Source organism: Pseudomonas sp. GW822-FHT01E03 (genome assembly GCF_058802985.1).
This window is the reverse complement of record NZ_JBXAOQ010000002.1, coordinates 59,109-80,034: the sequence shown is the minus strand read 5'-3', so window position 1 is coordinate 80,034 and position 20,926 is coordinate 59,109. Positions and strand designations below refer to the sequence as shown.

Annotated in this window: 21 protein-coding genes; 15 read left to right on the top strand and 6 right to left on the bottom strand. The window is 59.3% G+C overall.

All coding sequences use genetic code 11. From position 1 onward, the window contains the following. Positions 1-26: 26 nt before the first annotated feature. Positions 27-353 (top strand): DOPA 4,5-dioxygenase family protein, encoded by a 327-nt coding sequence (locus tag AC1RP7_RS03575; RefSeq protein ID WP_154860835.1) that lies wholly within the window; start codon positions 27-29, stop codon positions 351-353. On the opposite strand, the gene AC1RP7_RS03570 is transcribed toward AC1RP7_RS03575, so the two are convergent. Continuing rightward, the gene (locus tag AC1RP7_RS03570) at positions 354-755 is read right to left on the bottom strand and encodes a GFA family protein (protein WP_349735879.1); all 402 of its coding nucleotides are present in this window, start codon (positions 753-755) and stop codon (positions 354-356) included. A gap of 320 nt (positions 756-1,075) precedes the next feature. On the opposite strand from AC1RP7_RS03570, the gene AC1RP7_RS03565 reads away from it, so the two are divergent. From AC1RP7_RS03565 to AC1RP7_RS03525, 9 genes are all read left to right on the top strand, one after another. Continuing rightward, positions 1,076-2,383, top strand: a complete 1,308-nt coding sequence (locus AC1RP7_RS03565; protein WP_008045759.1) for a CitMHS family transporter — start codon at positions 1,076-1,078, stop codon at positions 2,381-2,383. An 85-nt stretch (positions 2,384-2,468) separates the two neighbouring features. Further along, a complete protein-coding gene (locus tag AC1RP7_RS03560) occupies positions 2,469-3,236 on the top strand; it encodes a TerC family protein (protein ID WP_218494541.1) in 768 nt (255 codons plus the stop codon). Between the two features lie 293 nt (positions 3,237-3,529). Continuing rightward, positions 3,530-5,188, top strand: coding sequence for a Na/Pi cotransporter family protein (locus tag AC1RP7_RS03555; protein WP_090452300.1), 1,659 nt, complete (start codon positions 3,530-3,532; stop codon positions 5,186-5,188). 56 nt (positions 5,189-5,244) lie between these two features. After that, the gene (locus AC1RP7_RS03550) at positions 5,245-6,621 is read left to right on the top strand and encodes a M16 family metallopeptidase (protein WP_493181446.1); all 1,377 of its coding nucleotides are present in this window, start codon (positions 5,245-5,247) and stop codon (positions 6,619-6,621) included. Between the two features lie 228 nt (positions 6,622-6,849). Next, complete coding sequence (locus AC1RP7_RS03545; protein ID WP_057712627.1) at positions 6,850-7,878, top strand: DUF5924 family protein; 1,029 nt, start codon at positions 6,850-6,852, stop codon at positions 7,876-7,878. A 54-nt stretch (positions 7,879-7,932) separates the two neighbouring features. Further along, positions 7,933-9,081 carry an ABC transporter permease gene (locus AC1RP7_RS03540; RefSeq protein WP_150812654.1) on the top strand — a complete coding sequence of 383 codons (1,149 nt, stop codon included), beginning with the start codon at positions 7,933-7,935 and terminating at the stop codon, positions 9,079-9,081. Further along, a complete protein-coding gene (locus AC1RP7_RS03535) occupies positions 9,078-9,881 on the top strand; it encodes an ABC transporter ATP-binding protein (RefSeq protein ID WP_057712625.1) in 804 nt (267 codons plus the stop codon). The genes AC1RP7_RS03540 and AC1RP7_RS03535 overlap by 4 nt, the downstream gene beginning before the upstream one ends. A 1-nt stretch (position 9,882) precedes the next feature. Next, on the top strand, positions 9,883-10,821 hold the full coding sequence (locus tag AC1RP7_RS03530; protein ID WP_493181447.1) for an MlaD family protein: 939 nt from the start codon (positions 9,883-9,885) through the stop codon (positions 10,819-10,821). Continuing rightward, positions 10,818-11,441: an ABC-type transport auxiliary lipoprotein family protein gene (locus tag AC1RP7_RS03525; RefSeq protein WP_493181448.1), complete on the top strand. Its 624-nt coding sequence runs from the start codon at positions 10,818-10,820 to the stop codon at positions 11,439-11,441. The genes AC1RP7_RS03530 and AC1RP7_RS03525 overlap by 4 nt, the downstream gene beginning before the upstream one ends. A gap of 124 nt (positions 11,442-11,565) precedes the next feature. On the opposite strand, the gene AC1RP7_RS03520 is transcribed toward AC1RP7_RS03525, so the two are convergent. Together AC1RP7_RS03520 and AC1RP7_RS03515 are read right to left on the bottom strand one after the other, a co-directional pair. Beyond that, positions 11,566-12,216 (bottom strand): HAD family hydrolase, encoded by a 651-nt coding sequence (locus AC1RP7_RS03520; RefSeq protein ID WP_349735882.1) that lies wholly within the window; start codon positions 12,214-12,216, stop codon positions 11,566-11,568. Positions 12,217-12,241: 25 nt separating this feature from the next. Continuing rightward, the gene (locus AC1RP7_RS03515; protein WP_150812651.1) at positions 12,242-12,787 is read right to left on the bottom strand and encodes a gamma carbonic anhydrase family protein; all 546 of its coding nucleotides are present in this window, start codon (positions 12,785-12,787) and stop codon (positions 12,242-12,244) included. Positions 12,788-12,875: 88 nt separating this feature from the next. Between AC1RP7_RS03515 and prlC the strand changes: the two genes are divergently transcribed. Then, complete coding sequence (gene prlC, locus AC1RP7_RS03510) at positions 12,876-14,927, top strand: oligopeptidase A (RefSeq protein WP_057712620.1); 2,052 nt, start codon at positions 12,876-12,878, stop codon at positions 14,925-14,927. Further along, on the top strand, positions 14,924-15,211 hold the full coding sequence (locus tag AC1RP7_RS03505; protein WP_057712619.1) for a YheV family putative zinc ribbon protein: 288 nt from the start codon (positions 14,924-14,926) through the stop codon (positions 15,209-15,211). The genes prlC and AC1RP7_RS03505 overlap by 4 nt, the downstream gene beginning before the upstream one ends. A 40-nt stretch (positions 15,212-15,251) precedes the next feature. Here the strand turns inward: AC1RP7_RS03505 and AC1RP7_RS03500 are convergent, their stop codons facing one another. From AC1RP7_RS03500 to AC1RP7_RS03490, 3 genes are all read right to left on the bottom strand, one after another. Next, positions 15,252-15,896, bottom strand: a complete 645-nt coding sequence (locus AC1RP7_RS03500; RefSeq protein WP_349735883.1) for a phosphatase domain-containing protein — start codon at positions 15,894-15,896, stop codon at positions 15,252-15,254. Between the two features lie 109 nt (positions 15,897-16,005). Then, on the bottom strand, positions 16,006-16,554 hold the full coding sequence (locus tag AC1RP7_RS03495; RefSeq protein WP_493181449.1) for a hypothetical protein: 549 nt from the start codon (positions 16,552-16,554) through the stop codon (positions 16,006-16,008). Positions 16,555-16,639: 85 nt separating this feature from the next. Continuing rightward, the gene (locus AC1RP7_RS03490) at positions 16,640-16,942 is read right to left on the bottom strand and encodes a hypothetical protein (protein WP_057712616.1); all 303 of its coding nucleotides are present in this window, start codon (positions 16,940-16,942) and stop codon (positions 16,640-16,642) included. A 224-nt stretch (positions 16,943-17,166) separates the two neighbouring features. Here AC1RP7_RS03490 and AC1RP7_RS03485 point away from each other — a divergent pair, with 224 nt between their 5' ends. From AC1RP7_RS03485 to AC1RP7_RS03475, 3 genes are all read left to right on the top strand, one after another. Then, positions 17,167-18,225, top strand: a complete 1,059-nt coding sequence (locus AC1RP7_RS03485; RefSeq protein ID WP_218494535.1) for a PA0069 family radical SAM protein — start codon at positions 17,167-17,169, stop codon at positions 18,223-18,225. Positions 18,226-18,469: 244 nt separating this feature from the next. Next, positions 18,470-19,201 carry a carbonic anhydrase gene (locus AC1RP7_RS03480; protein ID WP_218494534.1) on the top strand — a complete coding sequence of 244 codons (732 nt, stop codon included), beginning with the start codon at positions 18,470-18,472 and terminating at the stop codon, positions 19,199-19,201. Between the two features lie 91 nt (positions 19,202-19,292). Next, a complete protein-coding gene (locus AC1RP7_RS03475) occupies positions 19,293-20,819 on the top strand; it encodes a SulP family inorganic anion transporter (protein WP_090452320.1) in 1,527 nt (508 codons plus the stop codon). Positions 20,820-20,926 lie beyond the last annotated feature (107 nt).

Genomic DNA, 20,926 nt, shown 5'->3' with positions numbered 1-20,926 from the left:
TTCGAACAACTTTCAGAGGGATTCAGATGCAGCAGATAACGGGCTACCACGCCCACGTTTATTTCGATGCCAACACGATCTCGCAGGCGCGAGCCTTATGTGAACGGGCGGCGCAATTGTTTCCATTGAAAATGGGCCGCGTGCACGAGCGCCCGGTCGGTCCACACCCGGACTGGAGCTGCCAGTTGGCGTTCGAACCGCAGGTGCTGGGCGACGTTCTGCCGTGGCTGGCGCTGAACCGCAAGGGGCTGGTGGTGTTCCTGCACCCGGACACCGGCGACGATTTGCTTGACCACACCGAGCACGCGATCTGGATGGGCGCGATTCGGCCGCTGAACCTGTCTGTTTTTTGATCAGAGTGTTTCTTCAGCCTCGCCGGGCAAATGTTCGTCCAGATGCAGCCACGGCAAGCGGCTGTCGGTCCAGATGTGCCGCTCGGCTGGTGCTTGCTCAGGATGGTCGAGGGTGGCGATGGTCAAGTCGATGCTTTCCGGGCTTAGTTGCGTCGCTAGTGCCAGTTGCGCCCCACAGTGGCCGCAGAAATATCGCGCACAGGTGGATGAAGATTCGTACCGCGACGGCGTCCCGGCCAGCCATTGAAAGGCGGATGCCGGCACGGTTATCCAGGTAGTCACGATGCCGCCGCTGACCCGTCGGCAAATCGAACAATGACAGTGGGCGATATCGTGCAGCGGCCCGCTGAATTGATAGCGCAGTTGCCCGCAATGGCAGCCGCCGGTGTGAAGCTCGCCCATGTTCAACCTCCCGCCCTGTGTTCAGGGACTTGAAACCCAATCCGACGATCGGTTGCACATCCGGTCCTTGCTTTCATTGGCGAAAGCTGGCTGAAAGCTTCCCCGATTAGGATCGCCCCCACTACCGGCAACAGACCGGTTGGCCAATGCCAGCGTTTTATCGCTCGCACAGCCCATTTAACAACAACAATGGTGATTCTGATGTCCTCTTCCATCCGCCGCTTCGCTGCAACTCCGCCCGTACGTCCCGTGCTTCCCGTTCTGCGCTGATCCCGCCTGATCCGCCCATTCCCTAGCCGCGCTACGCCTGGAGTATTCCCATGCTGACTTTCCTTGGCTTCGCCATGGTCATCACGTTCATGTTCCTGATCATGACCAAGCGCCTGTCCGCGCTGATCGCCCTGATCATCATTCCAATCATCTTTGCCCTGTTCGGCGGTTTTTCGCCGAAGATCGGTCCGATGATGCTCGAAGGCATTACCAAGCTTGCGCCAACCGGCGTGATGCTGATGTTCGCTATCTTGTACTTCGCCCTGATGATCGACTCCGGCCTGTTCGACCCGGCCGTGCGCAAGATCCTCAAACTGGTCAAGGGCGACCCGCTGAAAGTTTCGGTCGGCACCGCCGTTCTGGCGCTCGTTGTCTCCCTCGATGGTGACGGCGCGACCACTTACATGATCTGCGTGGCCGCCATGCTGCCGCTCTACAGCCGTATCGGCATGAGCCCGCGAATCATGGCCGGCCTGATCATCCTCGCCGGTGGCGTGATGAACATGACCCCATGGGGTGGCCCGACCGCTCGCGCCGCCAGTGCGTTGCATGTGGATCCGTCCGACATCTTCGTACCGATGATTCCTGCGATGCTGGCTGGTGTGGTGGCGATCCTGGTCATTGCCTACTTCTACGGCAAGCGTGAACGTGCGCGTCTGGGTGAACTGCACCTGGTGGGCGATGAAATCGACCACAGTGAAATCAGCGTTTCGCAGTTCCCGGATGCCCGTCGTCCGAAGCTGATCTGGTTCAATGGCGCCCTGACCCTGGCCCTGATGTGCACCCTGATCGCCGGCCTGCTGCCGTTGCCGGTACTGTTCATGGTGGCGTTCAGTATCGCCATGATCGTCAACTACCCTTGCCTGCAACAGCAGAAGGATCGCGTCGCGGCTCACGCCGGTAGCGTACTGGCGGTGGTCGGGTTGATCTTTGCGGCCGGTATCTTCACCGGTATCCTGACCGGCACCGGGATGGTCGACGCCATGTCGAAGAGCCTGTTGGCGGTGATTCCGGACTTCCTCGGCCCGTACCTGGCAGTGATCACGGCGTTGGTAAGCATGCCGTTCACTTTCTTCATGTCGAACGATGCATTTTATTACGGCGTGTTACCGGTACTTGCCGAAGCCGCCAGCCATTACGGTATAACCGCAGTGGAAATGGCACGTGCCTCGATCGTCGGTCAGCCCGTCCACCTGTTGAGCCCGCTGGTTCCATCGACCTACCTGTTGGTGGCCCTGGCCGGCATCGACTTCGGTGACCACCAGCGCTTCACTCTCAAGTGGGCAGTGCTGGTTTGTATCTGCATACTGATTGCTGCACTGCTGTTGGGGACTTTCCCGGTGTTCAGCACTCTATAAGCCCAAGACTCACCACTTCGGGTCCAGGCTTCGCTGTTTGAAGCCCGGGCCCGTTTTGGTTTAACAATCGCTCAAAGGAATACACATGGAATGGCTGACCAACCCTGAAATCTGGGTTGCCTTCTTCACCCTGACCGCCCTGGAAATCGTCCTGGGTATCGATAACATCATCATGATTTCGATCCTGGTCAGCCGCATGCCCAAACACATGCAGGCGCGCACCCGGATTTTCGGTCTGGCGCTGGCCATGATCACGCGAATCCTGCTTCTGCTGTCGATCACCTGGGTCATGCGCCTGACGGCGGACCTGTTCGTAGTATTCGGCCAGGGTATTTCCGGACGCGACCTGATCCTGTTCTTCGGTGGTCTGTTCCTGCTGTGGAAGAGCTCGCAAGAGATGTACCACGCGCTGGAAGGTGAAGACGAAACCAACGAAGAGCCTTCGGGCAAGGGCGGCAACTTCCTCTACACCATCGTCCAGATTGCGATCATCGACATCGTATTCTCCCTGGACTCGGTGATCACTGCGGTCGGCATGGTGTCCCACGTACCGGTCATGGTCGCGGCAATCATCGTGGCCGTACTGGTGATGATGTGGGCATCTGGCACCATCAGTGAGTTCATCGACAAGCACCCATCGCTGAAGATGCTGGCGCTGTCGTTCCTGCTGATCGTCGGTACGGTGCTGATTGCCGAATCCCTGGACGTGCACGTGCCAAAAGGCTACGTCTACTTCGCCATGGCGTTCTCGCTGGCGGTGGAAGCGATCAACATCAGGATGCGCACTGCCATCGCGAAAAAGAAGAAACAGCAGGATCCGGTAAAGCTGCGCAAGGACATTCCGGGCCAGTAACCCGGTAGCGGTCAATACGCAAAACCTGTGGGAGCGAACTTGCTTGCGATGGTGGTCTGTCAGTCAACGTCAAAGTTGAATCTGATGGCCTCATCGCGAGCAAGCTCGCTCCCACAGTGTTTTGTGTGGCTGGAAGATCGCTCTTTTCATGACAGTTTTGTTTCAATCGCGTCTTTGGCTATGCGATGCTGGCGCGCAGACCGTTAGCCAACTACAGCTTAAGTACAGAACGTAGAACGTCGCGCGGTACCGTCAACTTGCTCCTTTGGGGCGCTACACCACAGGGGGTCATTATGCTCACCCTGCTCAATTTGCTTTCTGCCGTGGCCCTGCTGATCTGGGGCACGCACATCGTCCGAACCGGCATCCTGCGGGTCTACGGCACCAACTTGCGCCATGTCATCAGCCATAACATGTCCAACCGCTGGCTGGCTTTCCTCTCCGGGATCGCCGTGACGGCGATGGTCCAGAGCAGCAACGCCACCGCGATGCTGGTCACCTCCTTTGTCGGCCAGGGCCTGATGGCGCTTACGCCAGCGTTGGTCACCATGCTCGGTGCCGATGTCGGTACGGCCCTGATGGCGCGGGTGCTGACGTTCGATCTGTCGTGGTTGTCGCCGTTGCTGATTTTTGCCGGGGTGATTTTCTTTCTGTCGCGCAAGCAGACCCGACTCGGGCAGATGGGCCGTGTCGCCATTGGCTTGGGGTTGATCATTCTGGCGCTGCAACTGATTGTTGAGGCCGCGCACCCGATTACCCATGCCAAAGGGGTGAAGGTGATTTTCGCCTCGCTCACCGGCGATATCCTGCTCGACGCCCTGGTCGGCGCGCTGTTCGCGATGCTTTCCTATTCCAGCCTGGCCGCTGTATTGCTCACCGCGACCCTGGCGGGCGCCAACGTGATCAGCCTGCCGGTGGCCATCGGGCTCGTGATCGGCGCCAATATCGGCAGCGGCGTACTCGCGTTCCTCAGCACCAGCATGCAGAACGCCGCGGGGCGCCAAGTGGCGCTGGGCAGCCTGCTGTACAAACTGATTGGTCTTTTACTGATCATTCCAGTGCTCGATCCGCTGGTGCACTGGCTCGATGGCCTGGATTTCAGCCCTCAGGAAATGGTCATTGGCTTTCACCTGCTCTACAACATCGCGCGTTGCCTGATCTTGCTGCCCAGTGTTGGGCCGATGGCCAGGTTTTGTGCCTGGGTGCTGCCGGAGCGCCCGCTAGCCAACGGTACGGCCAAGCCCCGACACCTTGACCCCACGGCGTTGGTTACCCCCGGTTTGGCGCTGGCCAACGCAGCCCGGGAAACCCTGCGCATGGGCGACCTGATCGACAACATGCTCGAAGCCATGCTCGACGTGTTGCGCGGAAAGCAAACCGCCGTCACCCAGGAAATGCGGCGCCTGACCGACGATGTCGAAGCGCTCTACAGCGCGATCAAGTTGTATCTGGCGCAAATGCCCCGGGAAGATCTCAGCGATCAGGACAGCCGGCGTTGGGCGGAAATCATCGAACTGGCGATCAACCTGAAACTGGCCAGCGACTTGATCGAACGCATGCTGCGCAAGGTCCAGCAGCAGAAAACCTCGCAGCGCCGGTCGTTTTCCGAAGTGGGGCTGGACGAATTGACCGGGCTGCAAACTCAGTTGATTTCCAACCTGCGGCTCGGGATGTCGGTGTTTCTCAGTGGCGACCCGGAAAGTGCCCGCCAGCTGGTGCGTGAAAAACGTCGTTTCCGCGCACAGGAACGGCGCCTGGCTCACGCTCATGTCAGCCGCTTGCAACGTAAAATCGTGCAAAGTATCGAAACCAGTTCGTTGCACCTGGAGCTGATCGCCGACATGAAGCGTCTTAATTCGCTGTTTTGCAGCAGTGCCTACGTGGTGCTGGAAACATCGGACACAGGTGCGCTGGTGGTCGACGATTTGAGTGACATCACTCATTCACCCTGAACGTCCACAGTTGCCTGAAGTCTGTTGAACTTACGCTAGCCGTACGGAAGCTCGTTATGCGTTGTCTGTTGTTCGCCTGCCTGTTGCTAGGTTCACTCCCGTCATTCGCCCTGGATCGCTTCCAGGTCGAGGGTTACACCCTGCGCAACGGTTTGCAGTTGCTGCTCAAGCCCGGCACTGACCACGGGCATGTGGCGATCCGGCTGGTGGTCGGCGTTGGCCTGGACGATTTCAAGTGCGAAGAAAAGGAGTTGCCGCATCTGCTGGAACACTTGTTGTTCAGCGGTATTGACGCCAGCGGCGAAGGCGGCCTGGAAGAAAGCATGCAGGCTCTGGGCGGCGAGTGGAACGCGTTCACCAGTAATGCCGATACGACTTTCGTCATCGAAGCCCCGGCAAAAAACCAGCGCAAGGTGCTCGACCTGTTGCTGGCGCTGCTGACCCAGACCCGCTTCGACGACAGCGCCATCAAAGCGGCCAAGCAAGTGGTCGAGCGTGAAGACGGCGGCCACTACTCGCACCTGCAGCGCTGGCTCGATCGTCAGGACCTCGGCCACACGGCCAGCAACCAACTGGCCGTGGAGTTGGGCCTCAAATGCCCGGAGCGTGCGCAGGTCGATGACCTGACCCGTGAACAATTGGAGCAGGTGCGCAAGGACTGGTATGCGCCGAACAACATGACCCTGATCGTGGTCGGCGACCTCGACAAGTTGCTGCCAGCCTATCTGGAACGGGAGTATGGCGCGCTGGAAGCGATCACCCCTGGCGAGCATCCGCCGCTGCCGCAAATCCAGGCCAGCGCCACCCATGAGCGCACCTTGACCCACAGTCTGGTCGGCAACGGCGCCAAGTTGCACTGGCTGGTGCCGGAGCCGGTACTGGAGGATGGGCACGATGAAACCTTCGATTTGCTCAAGGACTATCTGGATTGGGCGCTTTATCGCCAGTTACGCCTGGCTCACGGTTTGTCCTACGGCCCGTGGGCGGAGCGCGAGGTGTTCGGCGGCGTAGGTTTCATGAGCCTCAACGCCGACCTTGAGCGCGACGCCGTGGCCGATGCCGAACAAGTACTCGAGGAACTGAAGGCCGGCCTGCTCAAGGACGGCCTCAATGCCGACACCTTCAACCGCCTCAAGCAGGCCGCGATTGCCCGCCAGGCCTGGGCCGTACAAGGCAACAGCGCGTTGGCCGACTACTACTGGAGCGCCATCGGTAACTACGAGGACGGTCACTTCACCAACCCGGCCCGGGAGCTGCAAGGGGTGAGCCTGGAAGAAGCGAACAAGGCCGTGCGTGAATTGCTCCTGCAACCGGGGTATTTGCGGATCGAGAAGCCTTTGTTCAGTTATGACCAGTTGATGTGGCTGGTGGTCGGTGGGGTGGGCTTGATCGTGTTGATGTTGGTGGGCTGGCGTTTGCACCGCAGGAAGTAACCATTCCATGTGACAACGGACTGAGAGGCCTTGCCGGTTCCCTGTGGGAGCGAGCTTGCTCGCGATAGCGGATTGTCAGCCGCCGAAAATGTTGGATGTGCCGGCCTCATCGCGAGCAGGCTCGCTCCTACAGGTTGCGTGGTGTAACTGATCGTGAACCCTCGCCACAGCGCCGCACCAGCGGTACCCTGTCGAGGTTTTTTCCTACGACGACTGTGAAACCACCGAATGCAAAACCTATCCCTTTTCGTACAGCGCATCCTTGATTTGATGAAGCGGTACCCTGGGGTCATTGCGCTCTTTGGTTTCATCTCCGGGGTGGGCAGTTTCATTCTGGTCGATCGCCAGCAAGGCCTGGCGAGCTGGATCACCACCATCATGCTGATCAGCTGGATCTGGCTGATGCTGGAAAACAGCCTGACCAAGCTGTTCACGCGCATCTTCAAGCGCGAAATACCGGAACCGTTGTTGCGTTACGCAACGCAGATGATCCATCAGGAAAGCCTGTTCTTTGTCCTGCCGTTCTTCTTCATCACCACGACGTGGAACAGCGGTCAGTTGTTTTTCACCGGGTTGCTGGGCGTCGCGGCGCTGATTTCGATCGTCGACCCGCTCTACTACAAGTGGCTGGCTCCACGGCGCTGGGCGTTTCTGGCCCTGCACACCCTGACCCTGTTCGCCGCGCTGCTCACCGCATTGCCGGTGATCATGCACCTGACCACCGCGCAAAGTTTCAAATGGGCACTGGGTATCTCGGTGCTGCTGTCGTTCCCGAGCCTGGCGTCGATCTTCCCGATTCGTACCCTGCGCAATGCGCTGGCGATCTTGAGTATCACCCTGGGCATCGGCGCCGTTGGTTGGGAGCTGCGCTCGTGGGTGCCGCCGGCGACGCTGTGGATGACCGACGTGGCCATCAGTACGCAAATGCAGGATCGCACACCTGGCGCCAGCCTCGACGAAGTCAGCGCCGAACAGATCCGTAATGGCGGGCTTTACGCGTACACCGCGATCAACGCCCCGCGTGGCCTGGACGAGCGGATTTATCACGTCTGGCAGTTCAACGGTAAAGAGGTCGACCGCATCCCCCTGGATATTCGTGGCGGGCGCAAGGAAGGTTACCGGGCCTGGACCCACAAGCAGAACTTCCCGGGCAACCCGGCCGGCAAATGGCAGGTTCGGGTCCTGACCGAAGATGGCCAGGTCATTGGCGTGCTGCGCTTCAAAGTCACGGACAGCACAGCGATCAAAGAAAAGTAGTCCGGTTCGTGCTATTACGTAGAGCTGCGTAATCACTGAACAAGCACGGAGCTTATGATCAGCAGCACGATGGCCGGCAACGCCCGATTGGACTCCTCGATTACCCCTGCGCGGTTGCGGGTGACGGGCGACTGGACGCTTGCCCATTACGCTGACCTCAAGCTGTTGAGCGAAAAACTCCACGGCCAGTACGACGCCAACACCCCCATCGACCTCAATGGTCTCGGCGCCCTCGACACCGCCGGTGCCTCGCTGTTGGTCGAGCTGCTCGGCTCCGAGCGCCTCGGTCGTTCTGCCGAACATCCTGATTGCACACTCTCTGCCGCTGATCGGGCGTTGCTGCAAACCGTCTACTGCTCGTTGACCGATTTCTGCGTACCGATCAAGGAGCCGGAAGTCAGCGTTTCCATTCAGTTGCTGACCCGCATTGGCCGCGCGGTGGACACTGTCTGGCAGGACACCCTGCAACTGCTGGGTTTCGTCGGACTGATCATCGAAACCATCGTCCGCGGCCTGTTCCGTCCCAAGCGCTGGCGCGTCACGCCGATGATCGCCCATATCGAACAGACCGGTCTCGACGCCGCCCCCATCGTTGCGTTGCTGACTTTTCTGGTGGGCGCCGTGGTGGCGTTTCTCGGGTCAACGGTGCTGGCCACTTTCGGCGCCACCGTCTTCACCGTGGACCTGGTGGGGTTTGCCTTCCTGCGCGAATTCGGTGTGCTGCTGACCGCGATCCTGATGGCCGGGCGCACCGCCAGTGCGTTCACGGCGCAAATCGGTTCGATGAAGGCCAACGAAGAAATCGACGCCATCCGCACGCTGGGCCTCGATCCCGTGGAGTTGCTGGTGGTGCCGCGGGTCCTGGCGTTGCTGATCGCCCTTCCGATGCTGACCTTCCTGGCGATGCTGTCAGGGATTATCGGCGGTGCCGTGGTCTGCGCGGTGGCGCTGGATATCTCGCCAGCGATGTTCCTGTCGCTGCTGCAAACGGACATCGGCGTTCAGCACTTTCTGGTGGGGATCGTCAAAGCGCCGGTGTTCGCCTTCCTCATCGCCGCCATCGGTTGCCTCGAAGGCTTCAAGGTCAGTGGCAGCGCTGAGTCTGTGGGCGCGCACACCACGTCGAGTGTGGTGCAGTCGATTTTCGTGGTGATCGTGATGGATGCGATCGCCGCGATGTTTTTCATGGAGATGGGTTGGTGAGTCGTATCCCCAGAGCGCCCTCCGAGGCGGTGATTGAAGTCCGTGGGTTGTGCAACCGTTTTGGAAGCCAGAGCGTGCACGAGAACCTCGACCTGGACTTGTACAAGGGCGAGATCCTCGCCGTGGTCGGCGGCTCCGGCAGCGGCAAGTCGGTGCTGCTGCGCAGCATTGTCGGGTTGCGCCAGCCCAGCGAAGGCGTGGTGAAAGTTTTCGGGAAAAACCTGCCGACCTTGTCCGAGCACGAGCGTTCGCTGGTGGAGCGGCGATTCGGCGTGCTGTTCCAGAAAGGCGCGCTGTTCTCTTCACTGACGGTGACCGAGAATGTCGCCCTGCCGCTGATCGAACACGCCGGCTTGAGCCGCAACGACGCCGAGCACCTGGCGGCGGTGAAAATGGCCTTGGCCGGGTTACCGCTGTCGGCCGCAGAGAAGTACCCCTCGTCGCTGTCCGGCGGCATGATCAAGCGCGCCGCGCTGGCCCGGGCATTGGCGCTGGACCCTGACATCCTGTTTCTCGACGAACCCACCGCCGGTCTCGACCCGATCGGCGCCGCCGCGTTCGACCAATTGATCCTGACCCTGCGCGATGCTTTGGGCCTGAGTGTCTTTCTGGTGACCCACGACCTCGACACGCTCTACACCATCACTGACCGGGTGGCGGTGCTGGCGCAGAAAAAAGTGCTGGTGGCGGACGCCATCGACAAGGTTTCGGAAACCAACGATGCGTGGATTCACGAATACTTCCATGGCCCTCGTGGCCGCGCGGCATTGACGGCCGCCCAACAGCTCAACGAGGTCTGACATGGAAACCCGAGCCCATCATGTATTGATCGGCCTGTTCACCGTGATTGTGGTGACGGCCGCGCTGCTGTTCGGCCTGTGGCTGGCCAAGTCCAGTGTCGACACCGAGTTCAAGGACTACGAAGTCGTGTTCAACGAGGCGGTCAGCGGTTTGTCCCAAGGTAGCTCGGTACAGTACAGCGGGATCAAGGTCGGCGACGTGATCTCGCTGCGCCTGGACCCGAAAGACCCGCGCCGGGTGCTGGCGCGAATTCGCTTGGCCGGCGATACCCCGGTCAAGGAGGACACCCAGGCCAAACTGGCCCTGACCGGCGTCACCGGGACTTCGATCATCCAACTCAGCGGCGGCACACCACAGAGTCCGACGCTCAAGGGCAAGGACGGCAACCTGCCGACCATCGTCGCCTCGCCCTCGCCCATCGCCCGGCTGCTCAATGACAGCGAAGACCTGATGGCCGGGGTGAGTACGCTGATGCATAACGCCAACCTGATGTTCTCCGCGGAAAACATCGAGCGCATCAGCAACACCCTGGAGCACCTGGAGCAAACCACCGGGGCCATTGCCGATCAGCGCGGCGATATCCGCCAGACCATGCAGCAACTGGCCTCGGTGGGTAAGCAGGCCAACACCATGCTGGAGCAGACGACGGCGTTGATGCGCAATGCCAACGGGCTGCTCAACGAGCATGGCAAGGAAGCGCTGGGCAGTGCCGAGCAGGCGATGAAGTCGCTGCAGGAGAGCAGCGCCACCCTCAACAAACTGATCACCGCCAATCAGGATTCGCTCAACAGCGGCATGCAAGGCCTTAATGGCCTGGGCCCGGCGGTCCGTGAGATGCGCGAAACCCTGAGTTCGTTGCGCACCATCACCACACGCCTGGAAGCCAACCCCAGCGGTTACCTGCTGGGCAGTGACAAGACCAAGGAATTTACGCCATGAAGCTGATTCGGATTGCCCTCCTCGCTGGCTTCACATTGATCAGTTCGTGCTCGATCCTGCCCAAGCCCGAGCCCTTCGAGGTCTATCGATTGCCGTCGGCCCAGAGCGCATCGGCCAGCCATGGCACGCCGCAGCGCTGGTCGCTGCGCCTGAGCAAATTCCAGTCCAGCGAAGCGTTGAACAGTCCGAACATTGCCGTAATTCCCCAGGGCGATGTGATCAGCCACTACAAGAGTTCACGCTGGAGCGACCCGGCGCCGGTGCTGGTGCGCAATCGCCTGCTGGAAGGTTTCCAGCATGACGGGCGGGTGCCGCTGCTGAGCACCGATGACAGCATTTTCCAGACTGATCTTGAATTGGGCGGTAGCCTGCAGGCGTTCCAGACTGAATACCAGGGCACGAATGCCAGCGCGGTCGTGCGTCTGGATGCATTGCTGGTGCGCAGTTACGACCAGCGCATCCTCGCCAGCCGCCGCTTTGAAGTGCGCCAGCCGTTGAGCAATGTGCAAGTCCCGGCGGTGGTGGCGGGGTTTGGTCAGGCGAACGATCAGTTGACCGCGCAGGTGGTGAACTGGGCGGTTGAGCAAGGACAGAAACTCGCCCCGCCGCCCAGACCTTGAGGACTTGCGCAGTCCTGTGGGAGCGAGCTTGCTCGCGATGACTGAGGCACCTTCACAATCAATGTGCCTGACACACCGCTATCGCGAGCAAGCTCGCTCCCACAGTTGACTTGTGTCGGCCTGATCAGCTCGGCAAAAACGCCTGATGCAACTCTTCCAGCGTCTCAAAGTGATACGCCGGCGCTTCGGCGCTCAACTCTTCATGGCTGCCGAACCCGTAACCTACCGCCGCCGCGTCCAGGCCATTGCTGCGTGCGCCGATCAGGTCGTGCTTGCGGTCGCCGATCATCAAAGTGTTGGCCGGGTCCAGGTTTTCTTCGGCCATCAGGTGAGCGATCAGCTCGACCTTGTTGGTCCGGGTGCCGTCCAGTTCGCTGCCGTAAATCACCTTGAAGTGTTTGGCAAAATCGAAATGCCGGGCGATTTCCCGGGCGAACACCCACGGTTTCGAGGTCGCGATGTACAGCTGTCGGCCTTGCCCGCTCAGGGTTTCCAGTAGTGGCGTGACACCATCGAACACCCGGTTTTCGTAGAGGCCGGTGACCTTGAAGCGCTCGCGGTAGAAATTCACCGCTTCCCAGGCCTTGGCTTCATCGAAGTCGTAGAACTGCATGAATGCCTGCAACAACGGCGGGCCGATGAAGTGTTCGAGTCTGGCCAGGTCCGGCTCATCGATACCCAGTTTGCTCAGGGCGAACTGGATCGAACGAGTAATGCCCTCGCGTGGGTCGGTCAGGGTGCCATCGAGGTCGAACAAAACGGTTTGGTAATGCATGTCGAATCCTGATTAAGGGGCCGGGTCAAAGCTGGTCGTAGCCTTCGGCCAGATGCAGGTCCTTGAGCTTCACGTAGTTCGCCGCGCTGTAGGTGAAAAACGCGCGTTCCTTGTCGGTCAGCGGGCGGATCTGCTTCACCGGGCTGCCCACATACAGGAAGCCGCTTTGCAGATGCTTGCCCGGCGGTACCAGGCTGCCGGCACCGATGATCACCTCATCGTCGACCACCGCACCGTCCATGACGATGCTGCCCATGCCGATCAACACCCGGCTGCCCACCGAACAGCCATGCAGCATGACCTTGTGGGCGATAGTCACGTCATCGCCGATCAGCAGCGGGAAGCCATCCGGGTTGAACGGCCCGGCGTGGGTGATGTGCAACACGCAGCCATCCTGCACGCTGGTGCGCGCGCCGATGCGGATTCGATGCATGTCGCCACGGATCACTGTCAGCGGCCAGACCGAGCTGTCTTCGCCGATTTCAACGTCGCCGATCACCACTGCCGAGCCGTCGACAAAAGCGCCTTTACCCAGCAGCGGCGTGTGGTTCTGATACTTGCGAAGGTTCACGATAGGGTTTCTCTCTGTTGCTGATAGCTGCGGTGAACGTCGATTGTAATTAAGATGGCTGCATGTTTCTCCAGCCAAGGTATCAACCGTGAGCGTGAACAACCCTCTTTTGCAGTCCTATGACCTGCCGCCGTTCTCCGCCATCCGCGCCGAACACGTACAACCGGCCATTGAACAGATCCTGGCTGACAACCGTGCCGCTATCGTCGAGATCCTCAAGACCCAGGTCAAACAGCCAACGTGGGCTGGCCTGGTGCTGGCGATGGACGAACTCAACGACCGTCTGGGCGCCGCCTGGAGCCCGGTCAGCCACCTCAATGCCGTGTGCAACAGCGCCGAACTGCGTGAAGCCTACGAGTCGTGCCTGCCTGCCTTGAGCGCCTATTCCACTGAAATGGGTCAGAACCGCGAACTGTTCCAGGCTTTCGAAGCCCTGGCCAGCAGCCCGGAGGCCGCCGGCTTCGACGTGGCGCAGAAAACTATCCTGGAACACTCCCTGCGTGACTTCCGTCTGTCGGGTATCGACCTGCCGGAAGCCGAACAAAAGCGTTACGCCGAAGTGCAGAGCAAGCTGTCCGAATTGGGCAGCCGTTTTTCCAACCAGTTGCTCGATGCCACTCAGGCCTGGACCAAGCACATCACCGATGAAGCCGCCCTCGCCGGCCTGACTGATTCGGCCAAAGCGCAAATGGCCGCCGCGGCTCAGGCCAAGGATCTGGACGGCTGGCTGATCACTCTGGAATTCCCGAGCTATTACGCGGTGATGACCTACGCCCAGGACCGCGCGCTGCGTGAAGAAGTCTACGCCGCGTACTGCACCCGGGCGTCGGACCAGGGGCCGAATGCCGGCCAGAACGACAACGGCCCGGTCATGGAAGAAATCCTCGACCTGCGTCAGGAACTGGCAAAACTCTTGGGGTTCAGCAGTTTCTCCGAGTTGAGCCTGGCGACCAAAATGGCCGAGTCCAGCGATCAGGTGCTGAGTTTCCTGCGCGACCTGGCCAAGCGCAGCAAACCGTTCGCTGCCCAGGATCTGGAACAGCTCAAGGCTTATGCCGCCGAACAGGGCTGCCCGGATCTGCAAAGCTGGGACAGCGGTTTCTACGGCGAAAAACTCCGTGAACAGCGTTACAGCGTCGCCCAGGAAGCCCTGCGCGCCTACTTCCCGATCGACAAGGTACTCAGCGGCCTGTTCGCCATCGTCCAGCGCCTGTACGGCATCGAGATTGCCGAGCAGAAAGGCTTCGACACCTGGCACCCGGATGTCCGCCTGTTTGAAATCAAGGAACACGGCCAGCACGTCGGCCGCTTCTTCTTCGACCTCTATGCTCGCGCCAACAAGCGTGGCGGCGCCTGGATGGATGGCGCCCGCGACCGTCGTCGCACCGCTGGTGGTGTATTGCAAAGCCCGGTAGCCAACCTGGTGTGCAACTTCACCCCGGCCGACAGCGGCAAGCCTGCGCTGCTCACCCACGACGAAGTCACCACCCTGTTCCACGAGTTCGGTCACGGCCTGCATCACCTGCTGACCCGCGTCGAGCATGCTGGCGTGTCCGGCATCAACGGCGTGGCTTGGGATGCGGTCGAGCTGCCGAGCCAGTTCATGGAAAACTGGTGCTGGGAGCCGGAAGGCCTGGCGCTGATTTCCGGTCATTATGAAACCGGCGAACCGCTGCCTCAGGACCTGCTTGGGAAGATGCTTGCGGCGAAAAACTTCCAGTCCGGCCTGATGATGGTGCGCCAACTGGAGTTCTCGCTGTTCGACTTCGAACTGCACGCCACCCATGGCGACGGCCGCAGCGTGCTGCAAGTGCTTGAAGGCGTGCGTGACGAGGTTTCGGTGATGCGTCCGCCGGCCTACAACCGCTTCCCCAACAGCTTTGCGCACATCTTCGCTGGCGGTTACGCCGCGGGTTACTACAGCTATAAGTGGGCTGAAGTGCTGTCGGCCGATGCGTTCTCGAAGTTCGAAGAAGAAGGCGTGCTCAACGCCGACACCGGTCGTGCGTTCCGCGAAGCAATCCTGGCCCGTGGCGGCTCCCAGGAGCCGATGGTGCTGTTCGTCGACTTCCGTGGTCGTGAGCCATCAATTGACGCACTCTTGCGCCACAGCGGCCTGAGTGAGGGCGCGGCAGCATGAGTGAGGGACCTGTGATTACGAAAAAACGCTTTATCGCCGGGGCGGTCTGCCCGGCATGCAGCGAGCCGGATAAATTGATGATGTGGAATGAAGACCAGGTCCCGCACCGAGAGTGCGTGGCCTGCGGTTACTCCGACACACTCAATGAGCAAGGGCTGTCGGTGCCCAAGGAGTTGGGTACGCGGGTGAACACCAGCGCCCCCAAACCTGCCGACACCAAGGTTCAGCCGGTTCAGTTCTTCCCGAATCCGAAGCTGAAGAAAAAGCCTGACGAACAAAACTGAGTGAAAAAAGCCCCCGTTGCGCAATGCAACGGGGGCTTTTTTACTCGATATGAGCGGACTTGAACCAGCTCTTCATTGAACATGCAGCGAACGGGCTGGTACTGCAATCGCCATTGGCCAGGGCCGTGCGCAGTTTTTCCACGTCGGCCTGCATCATGTAGCGAATTCCGTCCTTGAAGTGGGTGCTGTCGCCAAAGCCGCCCTGGGTCATTTCGTTCAGGGCCTCCTCCTTGGTCCAGCCCTGGATGACAGCCCGGTACATGGCGGCCATCAGGCCGGTACGGTCGGAACCGTGTTTGCAGTGCATCAGCACCGGGCCTTTGGCTTCGGCGGACCGAATGGCGCGCAAGGCCTTGAGCACATCGGCGTCATCCACATGGTTGGTGCGATAAGGCAGTTGTACTTGCGTGATGCCTGGCGCGGACAACCAACTGGAGTCTGCTTCGGGCAGGAAATTGATCACAGTACCCACCTTGAGTTTCTCCAGCAGCGGCACCGCGCCCTTGTCCGGCAAGGCGCTGCGATAGAGCGTCGGCGACATCTGGAAGAGGTTGTATTGCTTCTCTATCTGTTGAGCCCAGTCTGCTGGACGCTGCATCACACTGTCGTCAGCAAGTGCCGGTGTCAGGTTAGCGAACACAACCAGCGACAAGCATATTGCAGATAAAAAACGTGGAAAAAGCATGCTTGAGCGACCGTTCAGAAAGGGACGGGAAGATGGTGGCAAGGATCAGCCATGCACGGTCAAAGGCCTGTGAGCTGACTGTCAAAGAATCGTGAAGTCCGCGCTCAGGTTATAGTTTCAGTTTGATGAAGGATTTGAGCAGCTCGTTCAGTCCGCCCCCATAGTTAAACACCTGTCCAGTTAAAGGGTTGCGCTTGCGGCCTTCAAAAGACGAGCCGGCATTCGCAGATTTGGTTTCGTACACACCGAGGCTATACAGTTGATGATCATCTTCGTCAATTTCAAATTCCTCAACGTCTACTCGAAGCTCGGGTGATTCAGCGGGAAGACGATAAAGGTACGCTATGCCCTCTGGGGCAATTATTTGTTGATGATAAAAAGCGAGTGCAAGTTGTGTAAGGGCGGCAATGTCCTTTTCGTCGATGCTATTGTCTGGAGTGACATTGATATCGGACCAAGGATCAAAATCGAGCTTTGAAGTCTTGCCTTCGTCTTTTATATGGAGTGTCACTGAGGGAGCGCTTGCGAGAATATCAGCGAATTGCTCCATTGTTTTGTTCGGATACTCGCCTGCCCTTATTAGCTTGATAATTACCTGCACACCTTTCGTCGTTTCTTTTTGTTGTAGATAAGCACCAGTTTTTATGAGCATTGACATTTTTATCCTCCAGGCTGTCTGGAATGCATGCGGGAGCCCGCATGCATTCGGCAATAGCACTTTCCAGTGATCGGAAAGTCAGGGCTCAGGGATTGACGATACTGGCATAAGCCTTTGCCAGCGCCTGTAACTTGGCTTTGTCGTCGGCATCGATGGTCCCGTCTCCATCGACATCCTTGCCCACGGTCCGGATGCTGAAAGAGTTGCCAAGGTCGGTGGAAGTGGCGGTGTAGTAAGTTGAGTCGACCAGCTTTTCAACTTGCATTTCATTTTCCGCATCCCAACTCAACTCTTTGCGAGCCAGTTGCAAAGAAACCAAGGTGTTGGGTTCCGAAGGGCCTGGTTTCATGAGTTGAAGGAAAATACCGCGTTGATTAAAGAAAGACATTAATAAATCCTTTTATTTGATTGCTGTTGAGGGTATTGCCTGTTGGGTTGAATATACGGTTGGGTATTGAATCTAACCACTGACTATATGTTTCCTGAGTTTTCTGATTATCAATGAACAAGTAAGCATCATGATGCCCCTTTGTCAGATGAAGGGCTGAGCGGTACTGGTCGACAGGCAGTGAGTCGGTTACTGTATGGATATACAGATCAAGGAGTCCGCTGATGGTTAGCTCTCTGCCTCCCCGCGGCCGCGGCACCGCAACCAACCCGCACAACCGCTTTGCCCCCAGCCATTCGGTGGTTGAGGACGACGGCTGGTATCAGGAAGTACCGCTCACCCAGGGCACCGAGGTGAGCATTGAAACGGCGAAAACCATCATTACCCGCAATACGTCGCCGGACTTGCCCTTCGATCGATCGATCAATCCCTATCGCGGTTGCGAGCATGGCTGCATCTACTGCTACGCGAGGCCAAGCCATGCCTATTGGGACATGTCGCCCGGGCTGGATTTCGAGACAAAGCTGATCGCCAAGATCAACGCTGTGGATGTGTTGGAGCAACAACTGTCCAAACGCGGCTATCAATGTGCGCCGATCAACCTCGGCTCCAACACCGACCCCTATCAGCCGATCGAGCGTGAATACAGGATCACCCGGCATACCCTCGAAGTACTGCTGCGATATCGCCATCCCGTGACCATCGTCACCAAAGGCTCGCTGATCCTTCGCGATTTGGACCTGCTGACCGAACTTGCACAGCAAAACCTGGTGGCGGTGATGATCAGCCTGACCACCCTGGACGACGATCTCAAACGCATCCTTGAACCCCGCGCCGCAGCGCCCAAGGCCCGGTTGCGGGCGATCAGGGTCATGCGCGAGGCGGGCATTCCGGTGGGCGTCCTGTGTTCACCGATGATTCCGATGATCAACGACAGCGAACTCGAAAGCCTGCTCGCCGAGGCTCACGGCGCCGGAGCACAAAGCGCCGCCTACATGATGCTGCGTCTGCCGCTGGAAGTGGCGCCGCTGTTCGAAGAATGGCTGGGCGCCCACTATCCGCAACGGGCGGCGCATGTGCTGAGCCTGATTCGCCAGAGCCGTGGCGGTGAACTCTACGACAGCCGCTTTGGTGCTCGAATGCGCGGCGAAGGTCCCTTCGCCGACCTGCTGGCACAGCGTTTTGCCAAAGCCATCAAGCGCCTGGGGCTCAATCGCCGGGAAGGCTTTGACCTGGACTGCAATGCCTTTTGTCCGCCTGGTCGCCAAATGTCGTTGATTTGAGGACAATTGGCCTATGGTTGAGTACTGAAGATCGCGCTCGCGTCTTAGGCTGGTCACGTTTTTTGTGACCTGTAACACGCATTCTAGAGCGTTTTATTCAGTTTCAATTAAGATTCGGCCGCTACCTTGTTCATCGAGTGACTGATGGGTCGAGATGTTTGGCCTGGATGTTTTTTAACCAGCCACTGGCTTCACACCGGACCACACGGGATGACTCCCTGAGCCCGCCAATGAGGATGAATTGATGAGTGACAAGGATAAACAGTCGTTGGCTGCGTCGGCTTCAGCCCAACCCGAGGCCGAAACCGCCGATGCAGCGTTGCAGCATATCGTTGACGGCTTTTTGCATTTTCATCATGAGATCTTTCCTCAACAGGAAGAGCTCTTCAAGAAACTCGCCACGGCCCAGCGGCCACGAGCGATGTTCATCGCCTGCGCCGATTCGCGCATCGTTCCCGAGCTGATTACCCAGAGCTCCCCCGGCGACCTGTTCGTGACCCGTAACGTCGGCAACGTCGTGCCGCCTTACGGGCAAATGAACGGTGGTGTTTCCACGGCCATCGAGTACGCCGTACTGGCTCTTGGGGTGCATCACATCATCATTTGCGGGCATTCCGACTGCGGCGCCATGCGCGCGGTGCTCAACCCGGACAGTCTGGAAAAAATGCCCACGGTCAAAGCCTGGCTGCGTCATGCCGAAGTGGCCAAAACCATGGTGCAAGAGAACTGCAACTGCTCCAGCGAAAGCGAAAGCATGCACATCCTCACTGAAGAGAATGTGATCGCCCAGTTGCAGCATCTGCGCACCCATCCGTCGGTGGCTTCGCGCATGGCCAACGGTCAGCTATTTATTCACGGCTGGGTCTACAACATCGAAACCAGCGAAATCAAAGCGTACGACGCAGATCAAGGCTGTTTCCTGCCGCTCAATGGCAGCCTGCCAATTCCCGTGGCGACGCCCAAAGCGCGCTTCTAAATCCTCCTAAATCGTTGTGTGGTTCAGCCGAGGCTGCCGTTCAGGCAGCCTGGCTTTGCCATGCCTGAAGAAAAATTTCGGGAGACTCACCATGCGTGCTGCTCGACTCAAAGCTGTTCTGCCACGGGAGCTGCTGGCTTCGGTGGTTGTGTTTCTGGTCGCCCTGCCTCTGTGCATGGGCATCGCGATTGCTTCGGGGCTGCCGCCGGCCAAAGGCCTGATCACCGGCATCATCGGTGGTCTGGTGGTCGGCTGGTTGGCCGGTTCGCCACTGCAAGTCAGCGGCCCGGCGGCGGGCCTGGCCGTTCTGGTGTTCGAGTTGGTCCGCCAGCACGGCATCGCCATGCTCGGGCCGATACTGTTGTTGGCGGGTTTGCTGCAACTGGTGGCTGGCCGATTGAAGCTGGGCTGCTGGTTTCGAGTGACGGCACCCGCGGTGGTGTACGGCATGCTGGCCGGGATTGGCGTGCTGATAATCCTGTCTCAGGTGCATGTGATGCTGGATGCCGTGCCCAAACCTTCGGGTCTGGATAACCTGGCGGCCTTCCCGGCGGCGCTGTCTCTGGCGTTGCCCACGTTTGGCTGGCAAGCCGGGTTGCTCGGTTTGTCGACAATCGCCGTCATGTGGCTGTGGGATAAATTCCGTCCGCAATCCCTGCGCTTCGTTCCTGGCGCGCTACTTGGGGTCGGTCTGGCCACGCTTGCCAGCCTGATGCTGGCGTTGCAGGTCAAACGGGTTGAGGTTCCGGCCAACCTGACGGAGGCCATCGACTGGCTCAAGCCAGAGGATCTGCTCAACCTGGCTGATCCGACCTTGCTGATCGCGGCGTTTGCCGTGGCTTTCATCGCGAGCGCCGAAACCTTGCTCTCAGCCGCCGCGGTTGATCGCATGCACAGTGGTCAGCGCTCGGACTTCGACCGGGAATTGTCGGCGCAAGGTATCGGCAACATGCTGTGTGGCCTGCTTGGAGCGTTGCCGATGACCGGCGTTATCGTACGCAGTTCGGCGAATGTTCAGGCTGGCGCAACCACGCGGTTTTCGACCATTTTCCACGGCCTGTGGTTGTTGGCGTTCGTACTGTTGCTGTCCAGCGTGCTGCAAAGCATTCCGGTGGCGAGCCTGGCGGGCGTGCTGGTGTACACCGGTTTCAAGCTGGTGGATCTCAAGGTATTCCGTGGTTTGGGCCGGTATGGTCGGGCGCCGATGTTCACCTATGCGGCAACCGCGCTCGCCATCGTTTTCACGGACCTGCTGACTGGCGTATTGATTGGCTTCGGCCTGACGCTGGTGAAACTGGCGCTGAAAGCTTCGCGGTTGAAAATCAGCCTGATCGACCTGCCTCAGGAAGGGGAAATGGAATTGCGCCTGGTGGGCGCGGCGACCTTCCTCAAAGTGCCGGCGCTGACCCAGGTGCTGGGTAGTATTCCACCAGGCGCGACGGTGCATGTGCCGCTTAACAACCTGAGCTACATCGATCACTCGTGTCTGGAGCTTCTGGAGGAGTGGGGCCGGGCGAATGCGGCCAAGGGTTCGAAGCTGTTGATTGAATCGCGGGGGCTGAAGCGCAGACTTGAAGGCAGGGTTCGTACCAACACGGGCATAGGTGCGGCTGGCTGAGGCCCGATGTGGGAGCGAGCTTGCTCGCGATGGCGGTAGATCAGTCAACTTTGATGTTGAATGACATAGCCTCATCGCGAGCAAGCTCGCTCCCACAGGGGATTGTG

Coding starts and splice junctions, on each gene's coding strand:
- AC1RP7_RS03495 (WP_493181449.1), bottom strand. CDS start 16,554: ATGTCAATGCTCATAAAAACTGGTGCTTATCTACAACAAAAAGAAACG.
- AC1RP7_RS03545 (WP_057712627.1), top strand. CDS start 6,850: ATGCAAAACCTATCCCTTTTCGTACAGCGCATCCTTGATTTGATGAAG.
- AC1RP7_RS03555 (WP_090452300.1), top strand. CDS start 3,530: ATGCTCACCCTGCTCAATTTGCTTTCTGCCGTGGCCCTGCTGATCTGG.
- AC1RP7_RS03490 (WP_057712616.1), bottom strand. CDS start 16,942: ATGTCTTTCTTTAATCAACGCGGTATTTTCCTTCAACTCATGAAACCA.
- AC1RP7_RS03500 (WP_349735883.1), bottom strand. CDS start 15,896: ATGCTTTTTCCACGTTTTTTATCTGCAATATGCTTGTCGCTGGTTGTG.
- AC1RP7_RS03520 (WP_349735882.1), bottom strand. CDS start 12,216: ATGCATTACCAAACCGTTTTGTTCGACCTCGATGGCACCCTGACCGAC.
- AC1RP7_RS03550 (WP_493181446.1), top strand. CDS start 5,245: ATGCGTTGTCTGTTGTTCGCCTGCCTGTTGCTAGGTTCACTCCCGTCA.
- AC1RP7_RS03475 (WP_090452320.1), top strand. CDS start 19,293: ATGCGTGCTGCTCGACTCAAAGCTGTTCTGCCACGGGAGCTGCTGGCT.
- AC1RP7_RS03540 (WP_150812654.1), top strand. CDS start 7,933: ATGATCAGCAGCACGATGGCCGGCAACGCCCGATTGGACTCCTCGATT.
- AC1RP7_RS03570 (WP_349735879.1), bottom strand. CDS start 755: ATGGGCGAGCTTCACACCGGCGGCTGCCATTGCGGGCAACTGCGCTAT.
- AC1RP7_RS03505 (WP_057712619.1), top strand. CDS start 14,924: ATGAGTGAGGGACCTGTGATTACGAAAAAACGCTTTATCGCCGGGGCG.
- AC1RP7_RS03530 (WP_493181447.1), top strand. CDS start 9,883: ATGGAAACCCGAGCCCATCATGTATTGATCGGCCTGTTCACCGTGATT.
- AC1RP7_RS03480 (WP_218494534.1), top strand. CDS start 18,470: ATGAGTGACAAGGATAAACAGTCGTTGGCTGCGTCGGCTTCAGCCCAA.
- AC1RP7_RS03525 (WP_493181448.1), top strand. CDS start 10,818: ATGAAGCTGATTCGGATTGCCCTCCTCGCTGGCTTCACATTGATCAGT.
- AC1RP7_RS03565 (WP_008045759.1), top strand. CDS start 1,076: ATGCTGACTTTCCTTGGCTTCGCCATGGTCATCACGTTCATGTTCCTG.
- AC1RP7_RS03560 (WP_218494541.1), top strand. CDS start 2,469: ATGGAATGGCTGACCAACCCTGAAATCTGGGTTGCCTTCTTCACCCTG.
- AC1RP7_RS03575 (WP_154860835.1), top strand. CDS start 27: ATGCAGCAGATAACGGGCTACCACGCCCACGTTTATTTCGATGCCAAC.
- AC1RP7_RS03485 (WP_218494535.1), top strand. CDS start 17,167: ATGGTTAGCTCTCTGCCTCCCCGCGGCCGCGGCACCGCAACCAACCCG.